We start from the raw sequence: 22,285 nt of genomic DNA, 5'->3' as shown, positions 1-22,285 counted from the left end.
TCGTCGGATCATTTGTGCTTCGTGCGGAGAGTTCTGAGAGTGGTATGACTGAAGGAAGCCAGACATCGCGGTAGCCGGCATGAGGTGGTTCGTGTTCGGGGAATCGGTGTCGCCACCGCCCCTGAATTGGCCGCAGATATTCCCCTCGCCGCCCTGTTCAGAAAAATTAGGCAGCCGCTTTGAGAAGAATCTTCGGCACGTCTCCACCTAGCCGCCGAGAAACGTTCCATTGACGCTTCTTGAAAGTTCGAATGTCGACAGCCGCTGGCCTCGACCACTCCGCCGCTCCGCAGCGCAGCGGACCTCGGGGGAAATCAACCACCCGTGCTGGTGTTGCTGTCAGACAAAAGCTCTTGATTTCGCGGTCTTGGCGGATCGAACCGCAAATCAACATGGCTCCCGTGGCCAGCTGCGGGCAGATTCAGGCAGTCGAAGCATTTGCCTCTACGAGTTCGGCGAATATCTCGGAGGGCTTCTTCCAATTGTGGATCTTACGGGGTCGGTCATTGATTTCGGAAGCCACCATTGCCAGGTATTTCGGATCTGATGTGATCGGGACGCCTTTCGGGAAGTACTCGCGCAGGATGCGGTTCGCGTTCTCGTTGCTGCCGCGCTGCCATGGTGAGTGCGGGCGGGCGAAGTAGACCGGCAGCCCGGCGGCGGTGATCCGTGCGTGTCCGGCCATCTCGGAGCCGCAGTCCCAGGTCAGCGAGCGGGCGATCTGTGGCGGCAGCGTTCCGGCGGCGGCGATCACCGCGTCGCCGACGGTCAGCGCGTCGCGTCCGGTCAACGGGACCAGGACCAGCATCCGGGAGGTCCGCTCGACCAGGGTCGCGACTGCGGACCTGCCGGCCTTGCCGATCACGAGGTCGCCTTCCCAGTGGCCGGGCACCTGCCGGTCCTCGACCTCGGCGGGGCGTTCGTCGAGGTAGCGGGGCTCACGGATCCGCGGGGCCGGGGCCGGGCGGGGGCCCGAACGGCGGGCGGTCCGGCCGGTGCGCAGCTTCAGCAGTTCCCGAGCCAGGGCGGACACCGGCTGGGCGTAGACCCACTGGTAGATCGCTTCGTGTGACACCCGTACAGCCTGATCGTCGCGGTAGTCGCGCGGCAACCGGCCCGCGATCGACGCCGGCGACCAGCCGCCCTTGAGCAGCTGCGTGACCACCGTCCGCAGCCGTGGTGACCGGTCGACCGCGTACGCCTTCGGCCGCAACCGACCGGTCAGCGCCGACTGGTCCGCAGTCACGGCCCGGTACTCCGCCCGGCCGCCGTGGCGGGCCACGTCCCGTGAGACCACCGACGGGTTCCGGCTGATCAGCCGGGCAATCTCCTTGAATTCCAGGCCCTCGGCCAAGCCACGGGAGATCTCTTCACGATCGACCAGGGTCAACATGTTGCGCACGGCGGGCATCCTGTCCCACCGACCCATCAAGATCAAATGCTACGACTGACTGAACTCGCCGCGGTGTGGCCAGCTGCGGCTTGTCACGCATGGGCGAAACTCGTCGGCCTGCAGGCGGCCAGTTGGGCCTGCCGGGTTGGAGGTGCCGGACAGGGGATACCGGGGGCTGGGAATGCCGGACCGGGGGATGCGAGGGCTGGGGATGCGTAGGAACTGAAACCCGAAGACGCCAGCGCTGGAGCGGCGGACTGGGATCCGAAGACGCCAGCGCTGGAGCGGCGGACTGGGATCCGAAGACGCCAGCGCTGGAGCGGCGGACTGGGATCCGGAGATGCCGGAGCTGGAGCGGCGGGACTGGGGTTGGGGGTGCCGGAAGTATCGCATTCGGCCCGGTTGGCGCGGGGTGGCCTTGAGCCGCGGCTGCCTTGCGGGGACGGGGCGGGGCTGGCCGGTGTGGTTGTGGGGCCGTGGAGCGTACCGGAGGAGGGGTCAGGATTTTCGGCGGAAGACGACTGCCGCCACGACGCCGCCTACCAGGCCCAGCAAGTGGCCCTGCCAGGAGATTCGCTGGTCGGTGGGGAGGACGTTGAAGAGCTGGTACCAGTACAGGAGGCCGATGAAGCCGGCCACCGCGAAGTGCCACCAGCTACGTTCGACCAGGCCGCGGGCGAAGATCAGGCCCAGATAGCCGAAGATCACGCCGCTGGCGCCGACCACGACGGTCTGGGGGTCGCCGATGAACCAGACGCCCACTCCGGAGACCGCGATGATCAGGACTGTCGACCAGATGAAGCGGCGGACGCCGCCGGCCAGAGCGAACGTGCCCAGCAGGATGAGGGGGATCGAGTTGCTGTAGAGATGCTCCCAGCCGTCGTGCAGGAACGGGCTGAAGAAGATGCCGTCGATGCCCTCGGTGGAGCGCGGGATGATGCCGCCGGCCAGGTCCAGGGTGCCGGGGCCCAGGGCGACGTCGATCGCCTCGATCAGGAACAGGAACGGGACGATGGCGCACATCGTCACGAACGCGCGGCCCAGTGATGCGTAGAAAGCGTCGGTCCCGAATCTTGTCGACTCGTCCGCTCGTGCGTCTGCTGCCCAACCGCCGTACCCCATGTATCGATGGTCCCAGGCGTAGCTGAAAGCGGCCACTCAGGAAAGGCGGTGGGTTGCCTCGGCGATCTCGGTGCGAAACTTGGCGATCTGGGTATAGACGCCGAAATATCCGTCGCGGGCGCAGCCCAGTCCCCAGCTGACGATGCCGATCTGGGTCCAGCGACCGGTATTGTCCCGGGCCACCATCGGGCCGCCGGAATCGCCCTGACAGGTGTCGACGCCGTGCCGGCCGGCGCAGATCGATTCGTCTTGGACCAGTTCGACTCCGGCTTTGCGGTACGCGGCTGCGCACTCGTCGTCCGGAATCGTCGGCACGGTGGCGTAGTGCAGACGCCGCTCCTGCAGCAGGGAAGTCTCCCGGGTCTGGCCCCAGCCCATCACGGTGAACTCGCCCTTGTCGACGTTCTCGCTGGTGATCGGCAGGGTCGGCAGCGCGAGATCGCGTTCCAGCCGGACGACCGCCCAGTCGTCGCCGGCGGTCTCGGTGACGAAGTCCGGTGACCGGTAGACCTCGACGGACTTGACGGTGATCGCGGTCCGGGATTTGAGGTCGGTGGCGCCCGCGGTGACGGTGATCCGGTCGTTGGGTCCACTCGGCCCGACGCAGTGCCCAGCGGTCAGGACCACCCGGGGCGCGGTCAGAGCACCGCCACAGCCCATCGAGAGCCGCACCGCCCAGGGGAATCTGCCGTTTCCGGCAAGATCGCCACCGACGACGTCACGAGCCGGGGCCCGGCCCCCGTCGGCCCGCGCTGGCAGGCCGCTCAGCGGCAGCGTGAGAACGAAGAGAGCCAGAGCCGCTTTTCGGACCATACGGACATTGGATCACAGCAAAAACGGGGCCACGCGAAACGCCGCGCAACCCCGTTCATCGCTTGAACGACCTAGTACCAGCCCACACTCTGCGAGTGGCTCCACGCACCACACGGGGTGTCGTAACGACCCTCGATGTAGCCGAGACCCCACTCGATCTGGGTGGCCGGGTTGGTCTTCCAGTCACTGCCGGCCGAGGCCATCTTGCTGCCGGGCAGGGACTGCGGAATGCCGTACGCCCCGGAACTCTGGTTCGTGGCCTTGTAGTTCCAGCCACTCTCCTTCTTCCACAGCTTGTCCAGGCAGGGGAACTGGTCAAGATCGAAACCGGCGTCGAGCATCAGGGCGCAGCCGATCTCGCGGCTCCCGCTGTACTCGTTGCAGGACTCGGGGATGTCACCGGTGTAGCCGACCGGACCGGCGGCCTCCTCGGCCTTCTTTTTGGCCTCTTCGGCCTTCTTGGCCTCGATGGCCTTGGTCTCCGCCGTCCACGCCTTGGACGCGGCAGCCTTCACCTTGCTGGCGGCCTTGGCGGCGGCGACCTCTTCGGCGGCCGACCGATGAGCCCGGTCCGCCGCGTGGTTGGCCTCGCGCACCTTCAGCAACTGCTGCTGCAGCCGCAACTCGTCCTGGCTCGCCTGGGCGAGGGCCTGCGACGACGCGACCTGCTGCTGTTGCTGCGGAACGTCACGGTCCTGGCCGAGGTAGACACCACCGGTCAGACCCGCCGCGAGAACTCCAACGGACGCTGCACGCACTCCGAGCCGGCTCCAGAGCCGCTTCACGAAGATTCCCTTCGTCGGGGGCAATGAGCGGCAGGTCCCCGACCGGGGTCGGACCTTCGCCGCCGGCACCGCGACCCATCAGATCGCCGGAAGGTGCCCGCCGAACACGATGGCCCAACGTGAAGAGGATGTGAAACGCCAGCGTGGAGATGTGACTTTAGTCACCAGACTTTCTAGTAAAATCTGGCACATAGCTGCCACGCTGGCGTCCCACTGAAGACTTACAGCGGAATCTCCTCCAGGAGGTCGGTCACCACCTCGGCGATCGGCGACCGCTCCGACCGCGTCAGGGTCACGTGGGCGAAGATCGGGTGCCCCTTGAGCGCCTCGATCACCGCGGTGACACCGTCATGCCGGCCGACCCGCAGGTTGTCGCGCTGGGCGACGTCGTGAGTGAGCACGACCCGCGAGTTCTGCCCGATCCGGGACAGCACGGTGAGCAGCACGTTGCGTTCCAGCGACTGCGCCTCGTCGACGATCACGAACGAGTCGTGCAGGCTCCGGCCACGGATGTGGGTCAACGGCAGCACCTCGAGCAGGCCGCGGGCCATCACCTCCTCGATCACGTTGGCGTGCGCCACTGAACCGAGGGTGTCGAAGACCGCCTGCGCCCAGGGCGACATCTTCTCCGACTCGCTGCCGGGCAGATAGCCCAGCTCCTGGCCACCGACCGCGTAGAGGGGACGGAACACCACCACCTTCTTGTGGCGGTTGCGCTCCATCGTCGCCTCCAAACCGGCGCAGAGGGCCAGCGCGGACTTGCCGGTGCCCGCCCGGCCGCCCAGCGAGACGATGCCGATCTGCTCGTCGAGCAGGATGTCGAGCGCCACCCGCTGCTCGGCCGACCGGCCCCGGAGCCCGAACGCGTCCCGATCACCACGGACCAGTTTGATCGACTTGTCCGGGTTGACCCGGGCCAGCGCCGAACCACGCGGCGAGTGGATCACCAGGCCGGTGTGGCAGGGCAGGTTCTCCGCCGCCTCCAACTCCAGCTCGTCACCGGAGTAGAGCGAGACCACCTGCTCCTCGGACAGCTCCAGGTCGGCCATGCCGGTCCAGGTGGGGTCGCTGGCTTGACCGTGCCGGTACTCGTCGGCGGTGATGCCGACCGCGGCCGCCTTGACCCGCAGTGGCATGTCCTTGCTGACCAGCGTGACGTCCCGGCCCTCGGCAGCGAGGCCCAGCGCCACGGACAGGATGCGGGTGTCGTTCGAGTCGTTGCGGAAACCCTGCGGGAGCACGCTCTGATCAGCGTGGTTCAGCTCCACCCGCAGCGTGCCGCCCTCGTCGTTGCAGAGCACCGGCTGGTCCAGGCGGCCGAACTTGATCCGCAGCTCGTCCAGCGTCCGCAACGACTGTCGGGCGAACCAGCCCAGCTCGGGGTGGTGACGTTTGCCCTCCAACTCGGAGATGACCACGAGAGGCACGACCACCTCGTGGTCGGTGAACCGGCGGAACGCCGCCGGATCGGAAAGCAGGACCGAAGTGTCCAGGACGAAGACCCTGCCGGCAGTGGCGGGTTCCGCGTCGGCGTGCCGGTCACGGGCCCTACGGCGGCCCGGCGCGGCAGTGCTGCTGGAGACTTTTTCGGCCGGGTTCTGGTCGACCCCGGCATCGGTACGGCGAGATGTCACAGGCCTGCTCCAGCGGGCGTGCAACCCGGTCCGCCCGCGGTCCGCCACCTCCGGTCGCCGGCCCTTGCACGGAGTCGGATCGCAGTCTCCGTGGCGCACGTCGTCGCTGGTCCGGGCCGACCGGCTGGCCCGGGATGACCCCGTGCCATGACTCAAACGCTAGCGGTCAACTACGTCCCGCGGTAGTGCGCAAAATCGGGCACCCCAGGGTGACGCTCGACCCACGCGAAATCGTCAGGCATAAAACCTGGTGATCCGCGGGTACTGTGGCTTGCGTGGCAGAAAGCGAACGTCCTACCCACCCGCTGACCACTGACGACGCGTGGGCGTTCACCGCTTCACGCGCTTCGTCCACGACTTTCTTCTTCGATTTCGACGGTGTTCTCTCGCCGGTCACCGACGATCCGGATGTCTCCCAGCCGGTGCCGTCCGTCCCCGGGGTGCTCGCACGCCTGGCCGAGTCGGTCGCCCGTGTGGCGATCGTCTCAGCCCGTCCGGTCAGTTTTCTCCGGTCCCGGTTCGGGACGCTGGACAACGTCGATCTGCACGGCCTCTACGGCCTGGAGGTCTGGCACGACGGCGAGATCGTCACCAACCCGGCCGCCCTCGAGTTCGTGCCCGCGATGGCCGACCTGTCCGAGGCCGCGCGCACCGAGCTGCCCGGCGAGATCCTGGTCGAATACAAACGGCTCTCCGTGGCCCTGCACTACCGCACCGCCCCCGAGCACGCGGCGGCCGTCGAGCGCTGGGCGCACGAGCAGGCCGAGCGCCTGGGCCTGCGGACCCAGCGCGGCCGCATGGTCGTCGAGCTGAAACCCCCGGTCGACCAGGACAAGGGCATGGTCATCACGGAGAGCGTCCGCAATGCCGGCTGCGCCTGGTACTTCGGTGACGACATGTCCGACATCAAGGCTTTCGATGCTCTGCGGGCCCGCGAGGCAGTCGACCCGACGTTCTTCGGCATGGCCGTCGCGGTCGCCAACACGGAAACCGGCGCCGAAGTCTCGGCAGCCGCCGACCTGACCCTGGAATCCCCGCACGCGGTCGCCGCTTTCCTCGCCGAGGGCCTGGGGCGTTTCTAAAACCTTTGCTCTGGTACGAGTCGGGACGTCCCGCCGAATCGGGACGTCCCGTAGCTACCACGCGACGTCCGCGACACCCCAGACCGCCCGGCGACCGCCGGGCCGAATGCGGTGCTCCCGGAAACCCCAACCCACCACACACCGCTACCGGCCAGCGGACGTGGCAAATTCCGGTTCACCCCGCACCCCAATTCACCACGCGCCGCAGCGCGGCACGGCACAGCGGCCAGCGCGGCACAGCGCGGCACAGCGCGGCACAGCGCGGCACAGCGCGGCACAGCGCCCAGCGTGGTGACCTGCGGTTCGAATCGCACCCCAACTCACCACACAGCGACGCACGACGCTCGGCGTGGTGACCTGCGGCTCGCACCGCACCCCAACTCACCACGGGGGAACGCGGTGGCTGTGAAGTGGGTGGGCGGGGTGGTCTTGAGGGACGCATTCGGCCCGGCGGGCGCGGGGTGGCCCTGAGGGGCCGTCTGTCTCGCGTCGTAGGTACGGGACTTCCGGGTTCGGCGGGAGGTGTGGCCCGTACGAGATGCCGGTTTTGAATTGCGGTAAGTCGGCGGGGACCGGTGGCCTGGAGTTTCGCCGGTGGCCTGCGGGCGTGGGGTCAGGCTCCGTAGCGGCGCTGGCGGGTGGCGTAGGAGCGTAGGGCCCGGAGGAAGTCGATGCGGCGGAAGTCGGGCCAGTTGGCGTCATGGAAGTAGAACTCCGAGTGTGCTGACTGCCACAGCAGGAAGCCGGACAGGCGCTGTTCGCCGGAGGTTCGGATGACCAGGTCGGGGTCGGGCTGGCCGCGGGTGTAGAGGTGTTCGGCGATGTGTTCGACGTCGAGGATCTCGGCGAGTTCCTCGATGGTGCCGCCGGTGGCCGCGTGTTCGTAGAGCAGGGAGCGAACCGCGTCGGTGATCTCGCGGCGGCCGCCGTAGCCGACGGCCAGGTTGACCTCGACGCCCTCGCAGCGGTCGCGGGTCTTCTCCTGGACGGCTTTCAAGTGGGCGGCGGTGGCGGCCGGCAGCACGTCGAGGGCGCCGACCATGCGCAGCCGCCAGGGGTTGCCCTCTTCGGCGAGTTCGGTGGCCAGGTCCTCGATGATCTTCACTAGCGGGTCCAGCTCGACGGCCGCTCGCTGCAGGTTGTCGGTGGCCAGCAGGTAGAGCGTGACGTGCTCGATGCCGGACTGGTCGCACCAGGTCAGCAGATCCTTGACGCGGATGGCGCCGACGCGGTGGCCGTCGTTCGGGTCGACGAACCCCATCTCCCGAGCCCACCGGCGGTTTCCGTCGCACATCACGCCGATGTGTTTGGGCACGGGCTTACCGGCCAGCTTCCCCGCCAGCCGCCGCTCATAAAAGGTGTAGACCAGAGAACGCAGACTCATCACCCTGAAGCGTAACCACCCCCGCCAGAGGCTCAAGCGGGGCGGCACCATCTGCTACGCGGATGCGCCCGATCATGCGATCACGCGCATCCGCCAACCGGCTGGTCCCACTGCGGCGCCGTTGCCGCGATGGGACCAGCCGGGGGTCTAGGCGTCGGCCAACCGGGCCTTGAGCGCGTCCAGCTCCGACCAGAGGACCGCCGGCAGTTTGTCGCCGAACCGGTTGAACCACTCGGTGACCTGCGGAATCTCGGCCTGCCATTCGGCCGGGTCGACCCGGAGCACCGCCGCCAGGTCGGCCGGGTCGATGTCGAGGCCGGTCAGGTCGAGGGCTTCCGGCGTGGGTACGTGCCCGATCGGCGTCTCGATCGCGTCGGCTTTGCCGTCGAGTCGTTCGGCGACCCATTTGAGGACGCGGCTGTTCTCGCCGAATCCGGGCCACAGGAACCGGCCGTCGTCGCCGCGCCGGAACCAGTTGACGTAGAACACCTTCGGCAGTTTGGCGGCGTCGCCGGACGCGCCCTTGGCCATGTCGATCCAGTGCTGGAAGTAGTCGCCGGCGTGGTAGCCGATGAACGGCAGCATCGCCATCGGATCACGGCGGACCACTCCGACCTGGCCGACCGCGGCCGCGGTGGTCTCGGACGACAGGGTGGCCCCGAGGTAGACCCCGTGCACCCAGTCGCGAGCCTCACTGACCAGCGGAATGGTGGTCTTGCGGCGGCCACCGAAGAGGATCGCGTCGATCGGGACGCCGCGCGGGTCGTGGTATTCGTCGGCGAGGATCGGGCACTGTTCGATCGGGGTGCAGAACCGGCTGTTCGGGTGGCTCGACGGCGCGTCCGACGCGGGTGTCCAGTCCTTGCCCTTCCAGTCGGTGAGGTGTGCGGGCGGTTCACCCATGCCCTCCCACCAGACGTCGCCGTCGTCGGTGAGGGCCACGTTGGTGAAGACCGAGTTGCCCTCGGCCAGGGTTCGCATGGCGTTCGGGTTGGTGTGGAAGTCGGTGCCGGGCGCGACCCCGAACAGCCCGAACTCGGGGTTGGTGGCCCAGAGCCGGCCGTCCTCACCGAACCGCATCCAGGCGATGTCGTCGCCGACGGTCTCGACCTTCCACCCGTCGAGAGTCGGGTCCAGCATCGCCAGGTTGGTCTTGCCGCACGCCGACGGGAACGCCCCGGCGATGTAGCGGACGACACCCTCCGGCGAGGTCAGCTTCATGATCAGCATGTGTTCGGCGAGCCAGCCCTCGTCCCGCGCGGCCACGCTGGCGATCCGCAGCGCGAAGCACTTCTTGCCGAGCAGCGAGTTGCCGCCGTATCCGGAGCCGAACGACCAGATCTCCCGGGTCTCCGGGAAGTGCGAGATGTACTTGGTCTCGTTGCACGGCCAGGCGGCGTCTGTTTGATCTTTGGAGAGCGGTGCGCCGACCGAGTGCAGGGCCGGAACGAAGTCCGCGTCCGCTCCCATCGAGGAAAGCACGTCTGAGCCCATCCGCGTCATGATCCGCATGCTGGCCACGACGTAGGGGCTGTCGGTCAGCTCCACACCGAACATCGGATCGGCGGCGTCCAGCGGGCCCATGCAGAACGGGACGACATACATCGTCCGGCCGGTCATGCAGCCCCGGTACAGCCCGGTCATCAGCTGCTTCATCTCGGCCGGGGCCATCCAGTTGTTGGTGGGCCCGGCGTCGGCCTCGTCGTCGGAACAGATGTAGGTGCGTTCCTCGACCCGGGCCACATCGGACGGGTCGGTGCGCGCCCAGAACGAGTTCGGTTTCTTCTTCTGGTCGAGGCGGACCAGGGCGCCGGAGTCGACCAGTTCGTCGGTGAGACGGGTCCACTCGGCCTCGGAACCGTCACACCAGACGATGCGGTCGGGTGTGGTCAGGGCGGCGACCTCGTCGATCCACGCCAGCAGGCGGGGATGCGAGGTAGGGGGCTGAGACAAGATGAAGCTCCTTCGGTCGGCACTGACCTATGACTGACAGGGCCGGGCAAACCGGCCTCGTCACGGGAGTCACGTCAGCGTAAGCCCGACAACACGTTGAGTTCATCGGCTGAATCTGTGGACAACCGCACAATCTTTGGCGTACATGCTCGTTAACGATCGATTCTTCGCCGCAACGTGCAGCAGTGCGCACGGGCGCCGAATCAGGGCGAGCCACACCGGCACTCCTGACAACTTTCACAAAAGGGACTTAACGCCTTAGACTTTCGCGTAATCGGGCTTTCTTCGCAGTTCCGGCCACAGGAGGCGGAATGACGATCCCGGGCAACGACGCGGACTCGGACACCGGCCTGCTCGCCGCGGTCCGGGCCGGCGACACCGCCGCTTACGGGACGCTCTACGAGCGACACCGCACGGCAGCCCGCAGGTTCGCCTTCGGTCTGGTCAACCGCCCCGCCGACGTCGACGACCTGGTGGCCGAGACGTTCGTCAAGGTGTTCGCCACGCTGCGAGCCGGGCGTGGCCCCCTCGTGGCGTTCCGCGCCTACCTGCACACGACCATGCGGCACCTCTGTTACCAGCGGGCGCGACTGGACCGGCGACTGGAGTTCACCGACGACCTGTCCCGGTACGACCCGGGCGAGCCGTTCACCGATCCGGCCCTGGACCGGCTGGAGCGCACCTTCGCGGCCGCCGCGTTCCGGCAGCTACCCGAACGCTGGCGGGACGTCCTGTGGCAGACCGAGATCGAGGGCAGCACCCCGGCCGAACTGGCACCCCGGATGGGCCTGACCCCGAACGCGGTGGCCGTCCTCGCTCACCGCGCCCGCGAGGGCCTGCGCAGCCTCTACCTGCAGCAGCACGTCGCAACCGGCGACCATCCGGAGTGCCGGTGGGCCGGCGAACGCCTCGGTGGGCAGGTGCGCGGACGGCTCGCCCCCCGGGACGCGCATCGGATGGGCGCCCACCTCACCTGGTGCTCCGAGTGCCGCGACCGCCTCGCTGAGATCCGCGAAGTGGACAGTTTTCGTAACGCTCCGTATCGGCAGCGTCACCATGCAGAGACGCCCGGTTAAGGCTCGGCAACGAGGACTGCCGTACGTGACCGGCACCGGTACCCTCGGTTCCGTGCCCCCGAACCCCGACCTGCGCTCCCGGCTCCGGGGACTCGTCAGCGAACTGGGCAAGTTCGGCGCCGTCGGCGGCTTCGCCTTCACCGTCGACCTGGTGCTCTACAACCTGCTGCTGCAGCAGGGCATCGAAACGCTGATCGCCAAGACCGTCTCCACCACTGTCGCCACCACGATCGCGTTCTTCGGCAACCGATTCTGGACCTGGCGCGACGACGGCGATCACGTCAGCATGACCCGGCAGTACACCACGTTCTTCGTGCTCAACCTGATCGGACTCGGCATCGCCCTGGCTTGTCTCGCGATCAGCCACTACGGACTGGGCTCGGTCTGGGCGCCCGCGCGGAGCAGACTCGCCGACAACATCGCCGGTCTGGGTGTCGGGACCGCGCTGGGCACCCTGTTCCGATTCTGGTCCTACCGCCGTTACGTCTTCCGGGTCAACGTCGCCCCCGCGGCACAGTCGCCAGCCTCACAGTGACCCGCTGTAATCGCCCCCGCTCCCGTAAGGTTGCCCAATGCCATCAGTCAGCACGTTGACGGAACGAGTCCGTCACCTTGCCCCCGAGGCGATCGCCTTCGGCGTCATCGGGGCCGGTAACACGCTGCTGTACCTGGCTATCTACTACGTGGCGATGCCGATCGGGCCGGTGAAGTCGAGCGTCCTGGCCACGGTCATCACGACCACCCTGGCCTACCTGGCGAACCGGTACTGGACGTACCGGCACCACACCCGGACCGCCCTGCGCCGGGAGTACACCCTGTTCTTCGGCTTCAATCTGCTCGGCATGCTGATCCAGTCCGGCATGACGGCGCTCGGCAAGTACGGGTTCGGTCTCTCCGAACACGACGACAAGCTGCGCCTGCTCGCCATGACGACACTGGGCATCGGGATCGCCACGATCTTCCGGTTCTGGTCGTATCGCACGTTCGTCTTCCTGAAGCCGCCGGTCGACGGGAACGAGGGCGCCATCGCCGACATGGACGCGACCGCCGGGTTCGCCGAACTCAGCGCGGTCGACGAGCCGGGCAGCGCGGCTAACCTCGATCTGCGGCCGGAGCTGGATCCTCGCTGACCGGCTCCGGTTCCGGGGCCAGCTCGATCAGCTCGTACAGGGTGCTCTGCACGAGCTGGGCGGCGGGAATCCCGGCCAGCACGGCGCTCTGATCCCCGATCGAGTCGATGACGAGCGTCCCACTGCCGAACATCCGGTCCAGCAGGGTCTGCGTCAGCGCATGGTCGTTGACCCGGTTCAGCGGCAGGTCGCGCCGCTCCCGCACGAGCACACCCCGCTGGATCAGCAGGCGCTCGCTGGTCAGCACGAACTCGGTGGTCCACCAGCCGAACAATGGCAGCAGGCCGTACCGGGATCCGTAGTAGAGCATGATGGCGAACACCATCAGCAGGCCGATCCGGCCGCCCTCGGTCGGCGGGAGCAGCACCCAGGCCATCACGAGACCGGTCACGGCCAGCAGCAGCACGACGGCCGGGACGACCGCCGCCTTCCAGTGCCCGCGCAAGTGGAGGACGATCTCCTCCTCGTCGGCGAGCAGTTCCTCCGGGAACGACACGCGGTCAGCGTACGTGCAGGACATCCCCTGCCGAGACCCGAAATTCACTGCCTTCCACCGTACGGATCACCAACTGCCCGTCCCGGTCGACCGCGATCGCCTCGCCGGCCTTCTCCCCGCCGGCCGGCAGCAGCACCCGCACGTCCCGGCCGATCGTCGCGCAGCTCCGCTGGTAGGTGGCGAGCAGCCCGCACATCTCGGCGTCCCCGGCCGCGTCCCGCCAGCCCCCGTACCACCTGTCCACACCGCGCAGCAGCGCCCGCAGCAGCGGGTCCCGGTCGATGTTCTCGGCACCGGCCAGCCGCAGCGACGTGGCCGGCACCCCGGTCGTCTCGGGCAGCTCCTCGGCACGGGTGCTCACGTTCAGGCCGATCCCGACCACCACCGCATCGCCGGCCACTTCGGCCAGGATCCCGGCGCACTTGCGGTCGTGGACGATCAGGTCGTTCGGCCATTTCAGGGTCGCGTCCACGTCGGACACCCGGTTCACCGCCTCGGCCAGGGCCACCCCGGCCAGCAGCGGCAGCCAGCCGAACGCCGAGGTGGGCACCGTCGGCCCGGGCCGCAGCAGGACACTCACGGTGAGCCCGGCCCGTGGCGGGGACATCCACTGCCGGTCCCGGCGGCCACGCCCGGCGACTTGGCTCTCGGCCACCACCACCAGGCCTTCCGGTACGCCTTGAGCAGCCGCCGCCGACACGTCGGCGTTTGTCGAGCCGGTCTCCTCGCGCACCTCGATCCGCGACCAGAAGCCGCCCGGGGTGACCAGGGCCCGGGTCAGCGCCCGTTCGGACAGCGGCGGCCGGTCAAGCTCGGTATAGCCCATCAGGGCAGCTTAGTGCCCCTCCACCGAGTGACGGCTGACATAGGGGCGCGGGCTGGGGCGCTTCTCGGGATCGTCCCGCTCGGCCCATGCCCGCGGCAACTGGACCCGGCGTTTCCGGGGCGGCCACTCCGGCATCGGGCCGGTCGCCGGGATCGGTGGCAGATCAAAACCGGTCGCCGGCTCGTAATCGGGGACCGGCGGCAACGGCTCCATGGCGGACGCCGCGTAGAGGTCGTCCGGCACCGGAGTCCAGTAGTCGCCGGCCGGCGGGCGATCGTCGGCGCCGGAGTGGCGGTCCCAGTCCGAGGCCGGTTTGTCCTCGAGGTCACCGAAGCGCCCGGCGTACCCGCTGGGGATCTCGGCGTCCCGCCGGGCCCAGGCCCGGCTGTCCGGTTCCGGTTCCCGCCGCAGCCGGCGCGGAGGCCAGGAAGAGTCCGGCTCATCGTCGCGCTCCACGTCCTCGTCGTCTCCCGCGTCGTCCTCGTCATCGGCCAGCCCTATCGAGGCCAGGCCACTGGCCGCACTCGCCGTCTCCGCGACGGGCTGCCGCGCGCTTTCCCGCTCGCCTTCTTGACCGCCTTCTTGACCGCTGAGGGCGTCGGGCTCCCGCTCGCTGAGAGCGGCCACCAACCGGCGTCGTGGCACGGCCGGGGACTCCGCGGTCTCGACCTGCACCATCGCGCGAGGTTCGGGAGCGGACCGCACGGTCTCCGAGCGCCGGCGGCGAGCGGATGAGCCGGCCCGGTCCGACCGGCGAGCCCCGCCACCGAAGAGCACGGCGCGGAAGCTGATCAGCGTGGCGAGGCCGCCTGCGATGAAGGCGAGCCCGGCCGCGGTCATCCAGTTTGTCACGACGGTTGTAACGAATGGGGCATTAGGTATGAAACGCGCACGTAGCGACGCCCGCCCTGTGCGATATCGAATTCGCTAGCCTGAACGAACACTTGGCCGCTTTCAGAGCGTGGAGATCACCGTGACAACGCAGCCCGACATCCACACCACTGCTGGCAAGCTCGCTGATCACGCCCGCCGGACCGATGAAGCGGTGCACTCCGGCTCCGCCCGCGCCATCGAGAAGCAGCACGCCCGCGGCAAGAAGACCGCTCGCGAACGCATCGAGCTACTCCTCGACAAGGACTCGTTCGTCGAGCTGGACGAGCTGGCCCGGCACCGGTCCACCGCCTTCGGCCTGGAGCGGAACCGGCCGTACGGCGATGGCGTGGTGACCGGGTACGGCACCGTCGACGGCCGGCAGGTCTGCGTCTTCTCCCAGGACTTCACGGTCTTCGGCGGCTCCCTCGGCGAGGTCTTCGGCGAGAAGATCGTCAAAGTGCTCGACCTGGCCATGAAGATCGGCTGCCCGATCATCGGCATCAACGACTCCGGCGGCGCCCGCATCCAGGAGGGTGTGGTCGCGCTCGGGCTCTACGCCGACATCTTCTTCCGCAACGTCCGGGCCAGCGGTGTCATCCCACAGATCTCGCTGATCATGGGGCCGTGCGCGGGTGGCGCCGTCTACTCCCCCGCGATCACCGACTTCACCGTCATGGTCGACCAGACGTCGCACATGTTCATCACCGGACCAGACGTGATCAAGACGGTCACCGGTGAAGAGGTCGGCATGGAGGAACTGGGCGGGGCGCGCACCCACAACACCCGCAGTGGCAACGCGCACTACCTGGCCGACGACGAAGAGGACGCGATCGAGTACGTCCGGGCGCTGCTCTCCTACCTGCCGAGCAACAACCTGGACGAACCGGTCTTCTTCGACTCTTCCGGGGACAGCGCGGATGACCTCGAGTTGGACACGCTGATCCCCGATTCACCGAACCAGCCGTACGACATCAAGAAGGTCGTCGAGACGGTCGTCGACGAGTTCCTGGAAGTCCAGCAGCTCTACGCGCAGAACATCGTGGTCGGGTTCGGGCGGGTCGAGGGCCGGCCGGTCGGCGTCGTCGCCAACCAGCCGATGAGCATGGCCGGGACCCTCGACATCGCGGCGTCGGAGAAGGCGGCCCGGTTCGTGCGCACCTGCGACGCCTTCAACATCCCGGTGCTGACCTTCGTGGACGTTCCCGGCTTCCTGCCCGGAACCGGACAGGAGTGGGACGGCATCATCAGGAGGGGCGCAAAACTGATTTATGCGTACGCCGAAGCCACGGTCCCGAAAGTGACCGTGATCACGCGGAAGGCCTACGGCGGGGCGTACGACGTGATGGGCTCCAAGCACCTCGGCGCCGACGTCAACTTCGCCTGGCCCACCGCACAGATCGCCGTGATGGGCGCCCAGGGCGCCGTCAACATCCTCTACCGGGCCGAACTCGCCTCCGCCGACGATCCCGCCGAACGCCGGACCGAACTGATCCGGGAGTACGAGGACACCCTCGCCAACCCGTACATCGCTGCCGAACGCGGTTACGTCGACGCGGTCATCCAACCATCACAGACCCGGGTCCAGGTGACGAAAGCACTGCGCATGCTCCGCACCAAACGGGAGACCCTGCCGCCGAAGAAGCACGGCAACATCCCGCTCTAAAGGATCGCCAACGCCTCGGACAGCCACTGGCCGGCCAGCAGGAAGGCGCCGGTCACCACGGCGAACAGGTTGATGACGAGGAAGACGCCGACCCAGAACAGCGCCGGCAGGTGAGTCAGCCGCGCCAACTGGTCGGCGTCCGAATCGCGCATCCGGCCCCGGCTGCGCAGACTCTGCAGCTCGAAGACCGGGCGGACACCACCGAAGAGCAGGAACCAGACGCCCGCGTACGCGAAAGCAGCCTGCGTCTGAGGCTCGGCGAACCAGGACACGGCGAACACGATCGCGCCGGTGATCAGCAGCGACACCACACCGAACAGGTTCCGGATGTTGATCAGCATGAGCAGCAGGAGCACCACCGCGAGCCACAACAGCAGCGTGATCCGGTTGCCGCCGAGCAGCCACGCACCCAGCACACCCACCAGCGACGGCGCGATGTAGCCGAAGAGCAGCGTGAGGATCATGCCGAGCCCGGTCGGGCGGCCGGACGAGAGCGTCAAGCCGGACGTGTCGAACTCGAGGCGGATGCCTTTCAGCTTTCGCCCGGTCAACAGCGCGATCAGCGCGTGGCCGCCCTCGTGGGCGATCGTGACCGCGTTACGGGCCACCCGCCACACCGGGCGGATCGCCACCGCCAGAAAACCGGCAAGCGCCGTGAGCAGAACCAGCATCCCCGGAGGGTCGGGCTGAGCACCGAACAACTGGTCCCACAGGTCAGTCACACCTTCGATCGACACGCCGGGGACTGTAGCCGATTCCGCTATGCGCGTCTGCTTTCGCTACGCGCGTCTGCGCAGCACGACCTTGGCGGGCTCCGGCTCACGGCCGGCGAACGTCCGGGCGGCGAGCACACCACCCGCGGCGATCACCGCGAGAGCAGTCAGGATCAGCACCACGGTGAGTAGTCCAGCAGACGCCACGATGATCGCGACGTCAGCGACCGCAACCAGCATCCACAGGGCGATCTTGGGCTTCACGTCGTACCGTCGGTAGTTCATGTCGTACCTCCATCCGTGACTCTGGATAGCTACCCCAGTCATCAGGAACTCACGCATGGAGGTGATCACTTACTTGAATGTGAAGTTCGCCCAGATCACTTCGATGTCCGACTGCCCGGCGTCCCAGTCCTTCGACTCGGTGTACCACGTCAGCACATACGTGTTGCCGCCGTTGTTGACGACCCGCCGCACCACGTGCTGCCGGTAGCCGCTGCCCCGGTCGTACTCCAGGTCGGCGGCCTTCTTGCCGTTGAAGTCGACCGAAGTGGGACCGACCTTGTTGCTGCCGGTGTTGCCGTCACTGTTCAGGTACTCGATCGGATCGATCTTGCCGGGCACCACGTCGATACGGAACTGGCGGCCCTTCCCCCAGCTGAGGGTCGTGTTGTTGCCGCCGCCGGAACTCGACGCGCTGTCCGGGACCGGAAAGCTCAAACCGGAGAACCTCTGGGTGCGCCAGCCGTCCGGAACCGCTGCGGCGGCTGGCGAACTGGACGCCGAGGGCTTACTCGACGACGTGCCCGAGGGCGCCTTGCCGCCGCCGGACTGGGCCGGGGCTGCCGAGGCGGCGCCGCCCTGCGCGACCGGCGTGTCGCCGCCGGACTCCTCGTTGCCGAACGCCTGCACCAGGATGATGCCGACGAGCAGCACGAACGTCAGCACGATGCCCAGGCCGATCACCGCCTGCCGACGGGTCAGGGTGGTGCCGAAGATGGTCACGCCACCGCGGCGGGCCGCCGGGCGCAACTGCATCGGCGTCCACGCCGGACGGTTCGGCCGGTTGAATCCACCGGCTCCGCCACCGGCGGGCTGCGGCTCCGGGTTGCTCGTCACGATCCGGCGACGCGGAGGCATGCTGACCACCGACGTGCGGTCGTCATCCACCGGAGGCCGGGACAACATCGTCGTCCGATCCTCCGGAGGCGACAGCATCGTCGTTCGATCTTCAGCCGCCGATTGCGTAGCCCTTCGGCCTTCGGCCGGCGACAGCATCGTCGTCCGGTCGTCAGCAGCCGGCTGCATCACCGTCCGGTCGTCAGCAGCCGACAGCATCGTCGTCCGATCCTCGGCCGACGACTGCGCCGTCCTTCGGTCGTCAGCTGCCGACTGCATCGCCGCGCGCTCTTCGGCCCTTGCCGTCGGAGCGAGCATCGACGTCTTCTCCTCAGCTGTCGCCATTGGCGCCAGCAGGGAAGTCTTCTCCTCCGCCAGAGGCGGCTCCACCGGATCGGCAGGTTTCGGCGCCTCGGCCGGCTCAGCCGATTTCGAGGGCTCGACCTGCGCCGACGATGCGACGCCAGTCTGCGCCGCGACGGCGGCCAGCGACGTGACCGGCTCGGGTGAACCGACAGGCTCGGCGGTCTTCGCCGACTCGGCCGGTTGCGGCGTCTCCGTTGATTGCGAAGCCTCTGCCACCTCCGGCACCTCGGTCGCTTGCGACGCCTCTGCCACCTTCGGCATCTCAGCCGACTTCGATGTCTCGGTCAGCTCCGGCGCCTCGGCCGCCTTCGACGTCTCGGTCAACTCCGGCGCCTCGGTCAGCTCCGGCGCCTCGGCTGGCTTCGTCGGGGAAGTCGTGACCGAGGCCTTGCCGTCGGACTCGCCCTCCGGCTTCGCGGCTTCGGCGGCCTTCGCCGCCGAAGTCTCCGCAGCTACTTCCGCAAATGCTTCAGCGGCCTTCCGCGCCTGCTCCTCGACGGTCGGCGTGCCCTTGTCCTCGGCCTTGTCCTCGGCCTTGTCCTCGGCCTTGTCCTCGGCCTTGTCCTCGGCGGCCACGGACTTCGGCGATGCGGACTTCGGCGACGTGGTGGGCTCCGGCGACGCGGCGAGCTCAGGCGTCGTCGCGGGTTCCGTTTTCGCCTCAGGCGCAACCTGCGGTGCGGCCGTCGCGCTCGGCTCAGAATCCAGCGGTGTGTTCTTCGTCTCGCCTGGCGCCTTTGCGTCCTCAGCGGACGGTTCGGCAGCCGGAGCATTACGTGGCGTGACTATCGGGAAACCTGAAGTAGCCTGCGCCAGCGAACGCTCGTGCTCGGGAGCCGCCTGCTTCTTCCGGTTGGCGACCACGTCGGCAGCGGTGAAACCGGTACGCAACGCATTGGTGGGAGCCGCGCTGCCCCCCGCGCTCTGCGGTACCTCCACCGGTTTCCCACCCGCGGACGGCATCGGTAGCGAAGGCCGACCGGCGGACGGCCGATCCACCGGCGACTGACCCGCGAACGGCCGGTCCAACGGCGACTGACCAGCAGCTGGTGACTGACCCGCGAACGGACGGTCAGCTGGCGGCTGGCCGCCGACCGGCCGGTCAATCGGCGACTGACCTGCAGACGGCTGACCTGCAGACGGACGGTCGAGGGGCGAGCGGCTCACCGTCGAACGGCCGGTGGCGCGCCGCTCCGGGGCCGGCGGAAAATGACCCTGGCCGGGCGGGAACTGCCCCTGGGCCGGGGGAAGTTGACCGGGGGCGGGACGAGACTGCTGACCCGGGCCGGAGACAGGACGAGGCAGTTGGCCGGGGTGGCGGGCGGGGGCGTTACCCGTACCACCGGAAACGGGTTTGACCTCGTCTTTGACCGGCGGGGTGTCGAGCCGCGTCGCGTCGAGGGGCTTCACCGGGCGCCGCGGCGCCTCCGGTGCCACCTGGGCCTTGCCCTGCGCGAAGTGCGGCGGGCGGCCGTCGGCGGCGGGCGGCTGCGCGACAGGCGGGCGGGGGTTCGGCACGACCGGGGCGGAACCGGTGGCCGTCGCCCAACCGGCACCGGGCAGAACCGGCGGGCCACCGGGGCCGCTCGGTAGCGACGGACGCTCCCGGCCAGCACCCGGACGGCGCATCGTCGGGCTCATCGGGAACGTAATCTTGGATCGTCGGCCGGCCGCGCGCGACAGCAGCCGGTCGGCTTCCTCAGCGTTGATCCGGTGCGCCGGGTCCTTGCGCAACAGGCCGTTGAGCACCGGTTTGAGCGGGCCGCCGTTCCGGGCGACCGGCACGTTCTCAGTAGCCAGAGCGGCCAGCGTCGCGATCGCCGATGGGCGCGCGAACGGCGACTGGCCCTCGACCGCGGCGTACAGCGTGGCGCCCAGCGACCACAGGTCGGCGGCCGGACCGGCCGTGCCGTCCCGGGCGCGCTCCGGAGCGATGTAGGCGGGCGAGCCCAGCACCAGGCCCGTCCGGGTCACGTTGGGGTCGCCCGGCACCGTGGCCAGGCCGAAGTCGGTGAGGACCACACGACCGTCGGCGCCCATCAGCACGTTGCCCGGCTTGACGTCCCGGTGGACGACACCGTTGCGGTGTGCCGCACGCAGCGCGTTCAGCACACCAAGGCCGATCTCGGCGGTACGCAGCGCGTTGAACGGCCCGTCCTGCGCCAGAACGTCCTGAAGCGAGCGCGACGGAACGTACTCCATCACGATCCAGGGATCGGCGTCCGTGCTGAGCACGTCGAAGACGCGCACCACGTTGACGTTGTTGAGCCGGGCGATGGCGCGCGCTTCACGGAGAGAGCGCTCGCGCATCTCCTGCCGCTCACTGGGCGTCAGCCCCGGCGGCGGCACGAGCTCCTTGATCGCCACTTCCCGGTGCAGGACGACATCGGTCGCTCGCCAGACACGACCCATCCCGCCTTGACCGAGCGGCGCAACGAGCCGGTACCGATCAGCGACCACGGGAGGGGGAGAAGAAGACATCACGCAGAAAATACCTGGTTCTGTCGAGCGGCCGCGAATTGATCAGCCGAGTGTGGGACACGTGTCACCGGATCTCCGGCGGTGCGTCGTACGCTCGGCTGATGAAAGCGGAACCGCTGGTCAGCGTCGTACGCGGAAGCCTAGACGATCATGAGTTGGCCGCACTGGCCGCCATCCTGGCATCTCGATCTACTTCGGTCAATCACCCCACACCACCGCAACCCGCCTCAGAATGGATGCGTTCCGCCCTCCCAACAACCACCCCGAGCAGCTGGCGAACCTCAAGCCTCCCCCGCTGAGGAGCCATCCACAGCGGCACCATCGCGTCATCCACAGGGGGCAGAAGCCGAGGCCGCGATTCGCTAACCTTTCAGGGTCATTCGTTGAGTGTCGATGGAGGTAGCGCCGATGCCGGTGGACGGGCCCGCATATCGGAGTTCAGTCGACAATTACGATCTCAGTAGCATCAATGGGATTGAAGCGGACATCGCAGCCATGGAGGAGTTCGCCGCCGGCCTAAAAGCAGACCTGGTCGACAACTACATGCCACACGCGGACGCCGCGGTTGAAGCCATGTTCGCCACACTGCCGTCCGGCGGCGGGTTCTACAACCTGCACCTGTTCCTGTACGCACACCAACAGGCCCAGGACGCAACCCAACAGAACGTCGACGGCTACATCGACGGCACATACCGGTTCGCTACGTCGGCCGAGGCGATCAGCGCGCAATATCGCGGATCAGATGCCTTCTCACGCGCCAAGGTCTCTGACGTCGAGGCCGCATTCAAAGACCCCGGTGTCGCTGCTGACACGACCTACCATCCCGGGGAGGTCTGATGGCCCGGTACGACGACAGTGGACTCGCCGGCGACATCAACTGGTCGTCCAGCGATCTTCCCTACATGTGGGAGATGGTGAGCGGTCACGAGAGCGGCCCCTACCAGCCTGCGGTCGACGGCTGGCGCCGGTCATACGAACTCGTCCTGATACACCGAACTCGGGTTGAGGCCTACAAGGACAAGCTGATCCAGGCCTGGCCGCCGGAGCGCAACAAGGCCGCACGTGCCTACGTTGAGCGCCTCGACCAGTTGATCGAAAGCCTAAACGAAACCTACGAGGCTTCGGTCGCCAACTACACGACGTTCTCCTCGGCGATCTCCGCAGTGGCTTCCGCGAAAAGCAACATGAAGCCCCTCCAGGAGGAGTTCGCGTCGAACACGACGCTGCTCGCTAAGCACGAGGAAGACCTACAACACCTGCCGACCAAGTACACGCCCCCAAAGTCTCCGGTAGCCAACGGCCGCCAGGAACAGCTGCGCCAAGAGGCAGCCGTCATCATGACGTCCTTGAGCGCCGAACTGGCCGCCGCCCAGACT

General features: G+C 68.0%; 19 protein-coding genes and 1 pseudogene. 7 read left to right on the top strand and 13 right to left on the bottom strand.

Annotated features, from left to right (window positions below):
• Nucleotides 1-421: 421 nt before the first annotated feature.
• The 5 genes from BLU81_RS37765 to BLU81_RS37745 all read right to left on the bottom strand — a co-directional run bounded on the left by BLU81_RS37765 (nt 422) and on the right by BLU81_RS37745 (nt 5,747).
• Complete coding sequence (locus tag BLU81_RS37765; RefSeq protein WP_231954769.1) at nt 422-1,393, bottom strand: IS30 family transposase; 972 nt, start codon at nt 1,391-1,393, stop codon at nt 422-424.
• A gap of 498 nt (nt 1,394-1,891) precedes the next feature.
• A complete protein-coding gene (locus tag BLU81_RS37760; RefSeq protein ID WP_092558210.1) occupies nt 1,892-2,515 on the bottom strand; it encodes a rhomboid family intramembrane serine protease in 624 nt (207 codons plus the stop codon).
• A 36-nt stretch (nt 2,516-2,551) separates the two neighbouring features.
• Nucleotides 2,552-3,328, bottom strand: coding sequence for a S1 family peptidase (locus BLU81_RS37755; RefSeq protein ID WP_092552541.1), 777 nt, complete (start codon nt 3,326-3,328; stop codon nt 2,552-2,554).
• A 71-nt stretch (nt 3,329-3,399) separates the two neighbouring features.
• Nucleotides 3,400-4,113, bottom strand: coding sequence for an aggregation-promoting factor C-terminal-like domain-containing protein (locus tag BLU81_RS37750; protein ID WP_092552538.1), 714 nt, complete (start codon nt 4,111-4,113; stop codon nt 3,400-3,402).
• Nucleotides 4,114-4,334: 221 nt separating this feature from the next.
• Nucleotides 4,335-5,747: a PhoH family protein gene (locus BLU81_RS37745; RefSeq protein WP_092552535.1), complete on the bottom strand. Its 1,413-nt coding sequence runs from the start codon at nt 5,745-5,747 to the stop codon at nt 4,335-4,337.
• A gap of 275 nt (nt 5,748-6,022) precedes the next feature.
• Here BLU81_RS37745 and otsB point away from each other — a divergent pair, with 275 nt between their 5' ends.
• The gene (otsB, locus tag BLU81_RS37740; RefSeq protein ID WP_092552532.1) at nt 6,023-6,829 is read left to right on the top strand and encodes a trehalose-phosphatase; all 807 of its coding nucleotides are present in this window, start codon (nt 6,023-6,025) and stop codon (nt 6,827-6,829) included.
• A 613-nt stretch (nt 6,830-7,442) separates the two neighbouring features.
• On the opposite strand, the gene BLU81_RS37735 is transcribed toward otsB, so the two are convergent.
• Complete coding sequence (locus BLU81_RS37735) at nt 7,443-8,213, bottom strand: isoprenyl transferase (protein ID WP_092552529.1); 771 nt, start codon at nt 8,211-8,213, stop codon at nt 7,443-7,445.
• A 147-nt stretch (nt 8,214-8,360) separates the two neighbouring features.
• Nucleotides 8,361-10,166 (bottom strand): phosphoenolpyruvate carboxykinase (GTP), encoded by a 1,806-nt coding sequence (locus BLU81_RS37730; protein ID WP_092552526.1) that lies wholly within the window; start codon nt 10,164-10,166, stop codon nt 8,361-8,363.
• 311 nt (nt 10,167-10,477) lie between these two features.
• Here BLU81_RS37730 and BLU81_RS37725 point away from each other — a divergent pair, with 311 nt between their 5' ends.
• Genes BLU81_RS37725 through BLU81_RS37715 form a run of 3 tightly spaced genes read left to right on the top strand, consistent with a single transcriptional unit; the run spans nt 10,478 to nt 12,372 of the window.
• Nucleotides 10,478-11,242: a sigma-70 family RNA polymerase sigma factor gene (locus tag BLU81_RS37725; RefSeq protein ID WP_092552523.1), complete on the top strand. Its 765-nt coding sequence runs from the start codon at nt 10,478-10,480 to the stop codon at nt 11,240-11,242.
• Nucleotides 11,223-11,777, top strand: a complete 555-nt coding sequence (locus BLU81_RS37720; protein ID WP_092552520.1) for a GtrA family protein — start codon at nt 11,223-11,225, stop codon at nt 11,775-11,777. Before BLU81_RS37725 ends, BLU81_RS37720 begins: the two co-directional genes overlap by 20 nt.
• A gap of 37 nt (nt 11,778-11,814) precedes the next feature.
• Nucleotides 11,815-12,372 carry a GtrA family protein gene (locus tag BLU81_RS37715; RefSeq protein WP_092552517.1) on the top strand — a complete coding sequence of 186 codons (558 nt, stop codon included), beginning with the start codon at nt 11,815-11,817 and terminating at the stop codon, nt 12,370-12,372.
• Here the strand turns inward: BLU81_RS37715 and BLU81_RS37710 are convergent.
• Genes BLU81_RS37710 through BLU81_RS37700 form a run of 3 tightly spaced genes read right to left on the bottom strand, consistent with a single transcriptional unit; the run spans nt 12,335 to nt 14,546 of the window.
• Nucleotides 12,335-12,868 (bottom strand): PH domain-containing protein, encoded by a 534-nt coding sequence (locus BLU81_RS37710; protein ID WP_092558209.1) that lies wholly within the window; start codon nt 12,866-12,868, stop codon nt 12,335-12,337. The two genes, BLU81_RS37715 and BLU81_RS37710, sit on opposite strands and share 38 nt — an antisense overlap.
• A gap of 4 nt (nt 12,869-12,872) precedes the next feature.
• Nucleotides 12,873-13,694, bottom strand: coding sequence for a biotin--[acetyl-CoA-carboxylase] ligase (locus BLU81_RS37705; protein WP_092552514.1), 822 nt, complete (start codon nt 13,692-13,694; stop codon nt 12,873-12,875).
• A gap of 9 nt (nt 13,695-13,703) precedes the next feature.
• Entirely contained in the window at nt 13,704-14,546 is an 843-nt protein-coding gene (locus BLU81_RS37700) for a hypothetical protein (RefSeq protein ID WP_157751968.1), read from the bottom strand.
• A 121-nt stretch (nt 14,547-14,667) separates the two neighbouring features.
• Here BLU81_RS37700 and BLU81_RS37695 point away from each other — a divergent pair, with 121 nt between their 5' ends.
• A complete protein-coding gene (locus BLU81_RS37695) occupies nt 14,668-16,230 on the top strand; it encodes an acyl-CoA carboxylase subunit beta (RefSeq protein ID WP_172890693.1) in 1,563 nt (520 codons plus the stop codon).
• Here the strand turns inward: BLU81_RS37695 and BLU81_RS37690 are convergent.
• The 3 genes and pseudogenes from BLU81_RS37690 to BLU81_RS37680 form a co-directional block, all read right to left on the bottom strand.
• Nucleotides 16,227-16,967 carry a M50 family metallopeptidase gene (locus tag BLU81_RS37690; RefSeq protein WP_092552508.1) on the bottom strand — a complete coding sequence of 247 codons (741 nt, stop codon included), beginning with the start codon at nt 16,965-16,967 and terminating at the stop codon, nt 16,227-16,229. The genes BLU81_RS37695 and BLU81_RS37690 overlap by 4 nt on opposite strands.
• A 42-nt stretch (nt 16,968-17,009) precedes the next feature.
• Nucleotides 17,010-17,228 carry a hypothetical protein gene (locus tag BLU81_RS37685; RefSeq protein ID WP_092558205.1) on the bottom strand — a complete coding sequence of 73 codons (219 nt, stop codon included), beginning with the start codon at nt 17,226-17,228 and terminating at the stop codon, nt 17,010-17,012.
• Nucleotides 17,229-19,706: 2,478 nt separating this feature from the next.
• Nucleotides 19,707-20,909: pseudogene (locus BLU81_RS37680) on the bottom strand (serine/threonine-protein kinase); the annotation flags it as partial.
• Nucleotides 20,910-21,010: 101 nt separating this feature from the next.
• Between BLU81_RS37680 and BLU81_RS37675 the strand changes: the two are divergent.
• Nucleotides 21,011-21,208 (top strand): acyl-CoA carboxylase epsilon subunit, encoded by a 198-nt coding sequence (locus BLU81_RS37675; protein ID WP_092558203.1) that lies wholly within the window; start codon nt 21,011-21,013, stop codon nt 21,206-21,208.
• 109 nt (nt 21,209-21,317) lie between these two features.
• Entirely contained in the window at nt 21,318-21,746 is a 429-nt protein-coding gene (locus BLU81_RS37670; RefSeq protein WP_157751967.1) for a nitroreductase family protein, read from the top strand.
• The last annotated feature ends 539 nt before the right edge of the window (nt 21,747-22,285 follow it).

This window comes from Actinoplanes derwentensis (genome assembly GCF_900104725.1).
Classification (GTDB): domain Bacteria; phylum Actinomycetota; class Actinomycetes; order Mycobacteriales; family Micromonosporaceae; genus Actinoplanes; species Actinoplanes derwentensis.
Note: the sequence above shows the minus strand (reverse complement) of the source record. Positions and strands in the feature narration are given on the sequence as shown.

Bases quoted from the DNA above. Each gene is read 5' to 3' on its own strand.
- BLU81_RS37705 (WP_092552514.1), bottom strand. From the start codon at position 13,694: ATGGGCTATACCGAGCTTGACCGGCCGCCGCTGTCCGAACGGGCGCTG.
- BLU81_RS37685 (WP_092558205.1), bottom strand. From the start codon at position 17,228: ATGAACTACCGACGGTACGACGTGAAGCCCAAGATCGCCCTGTGGATG.
- BLU81_RS37755 (WP_092552541.1), bottom strand. From the start codon at position 3,328: ATGGTCCGAAAAGCGGCTCTGGCTCTCTTCGTTCTCACGCTGCCGCTG.
- BLU81_RS37760 (WP_092558210.1), bottom strand. From the start codon at position 2,515: ATGGGGTACGGCGGTTGGGCAGCAGACGCACGAGCGGACGAGTCGACA.
- BLU81_RS37675 (WP_092558203.1), top strand. From the start codon at position 21,011: ATGAAAGCGGAACCGCTGGTCAGCGTCGTACGCGGAAGCCTAGACGAT.
- BLU81_RS37720 (WP_092552520.1), top strand. From the start codon at position 11,223: ATGCAGAGACGCCCGGTTAAGGCTCGGCAACGAGGACTGCCGTACGTG.
- BLU81_RS37765 (WP_231954769.1), bottom strand. From the start codon at position 1,393: ATGTTGACCCTGGTCGATCGTGAAGAGATCTCCCGTGGCTTGGCCGAG.
- BLU81_RS37735 (WP_092552529.1), bottom strand. From the start codon at position 8,213: ATGAGTCTGCGTTCTCTGGTCTACACCTTTTATGAGCGGCGGCTGGCG.
- BLU81_RS37715 (WP_092552517.1), top strand. From the start codon at position 11,815: ATGCCATCAGTCAGCACGTTGACGGAACGAGTCCGTCACCTTGCCCCC.
- BLU81_RS37670 (WP_157751967.1), top strand. From the start codon at position 21,318: ATGCCGGTGGACGGGCCCGCATATCGGAGTTCAGTCGACAATTACGAT.
- BLU81_RS37725 (WP_092552523.1), top strand. From the start codon at position 10,478: ATGACGATCCCGGGCAACGACGCGGACTCGGACACCGGCCTGCTCGCC.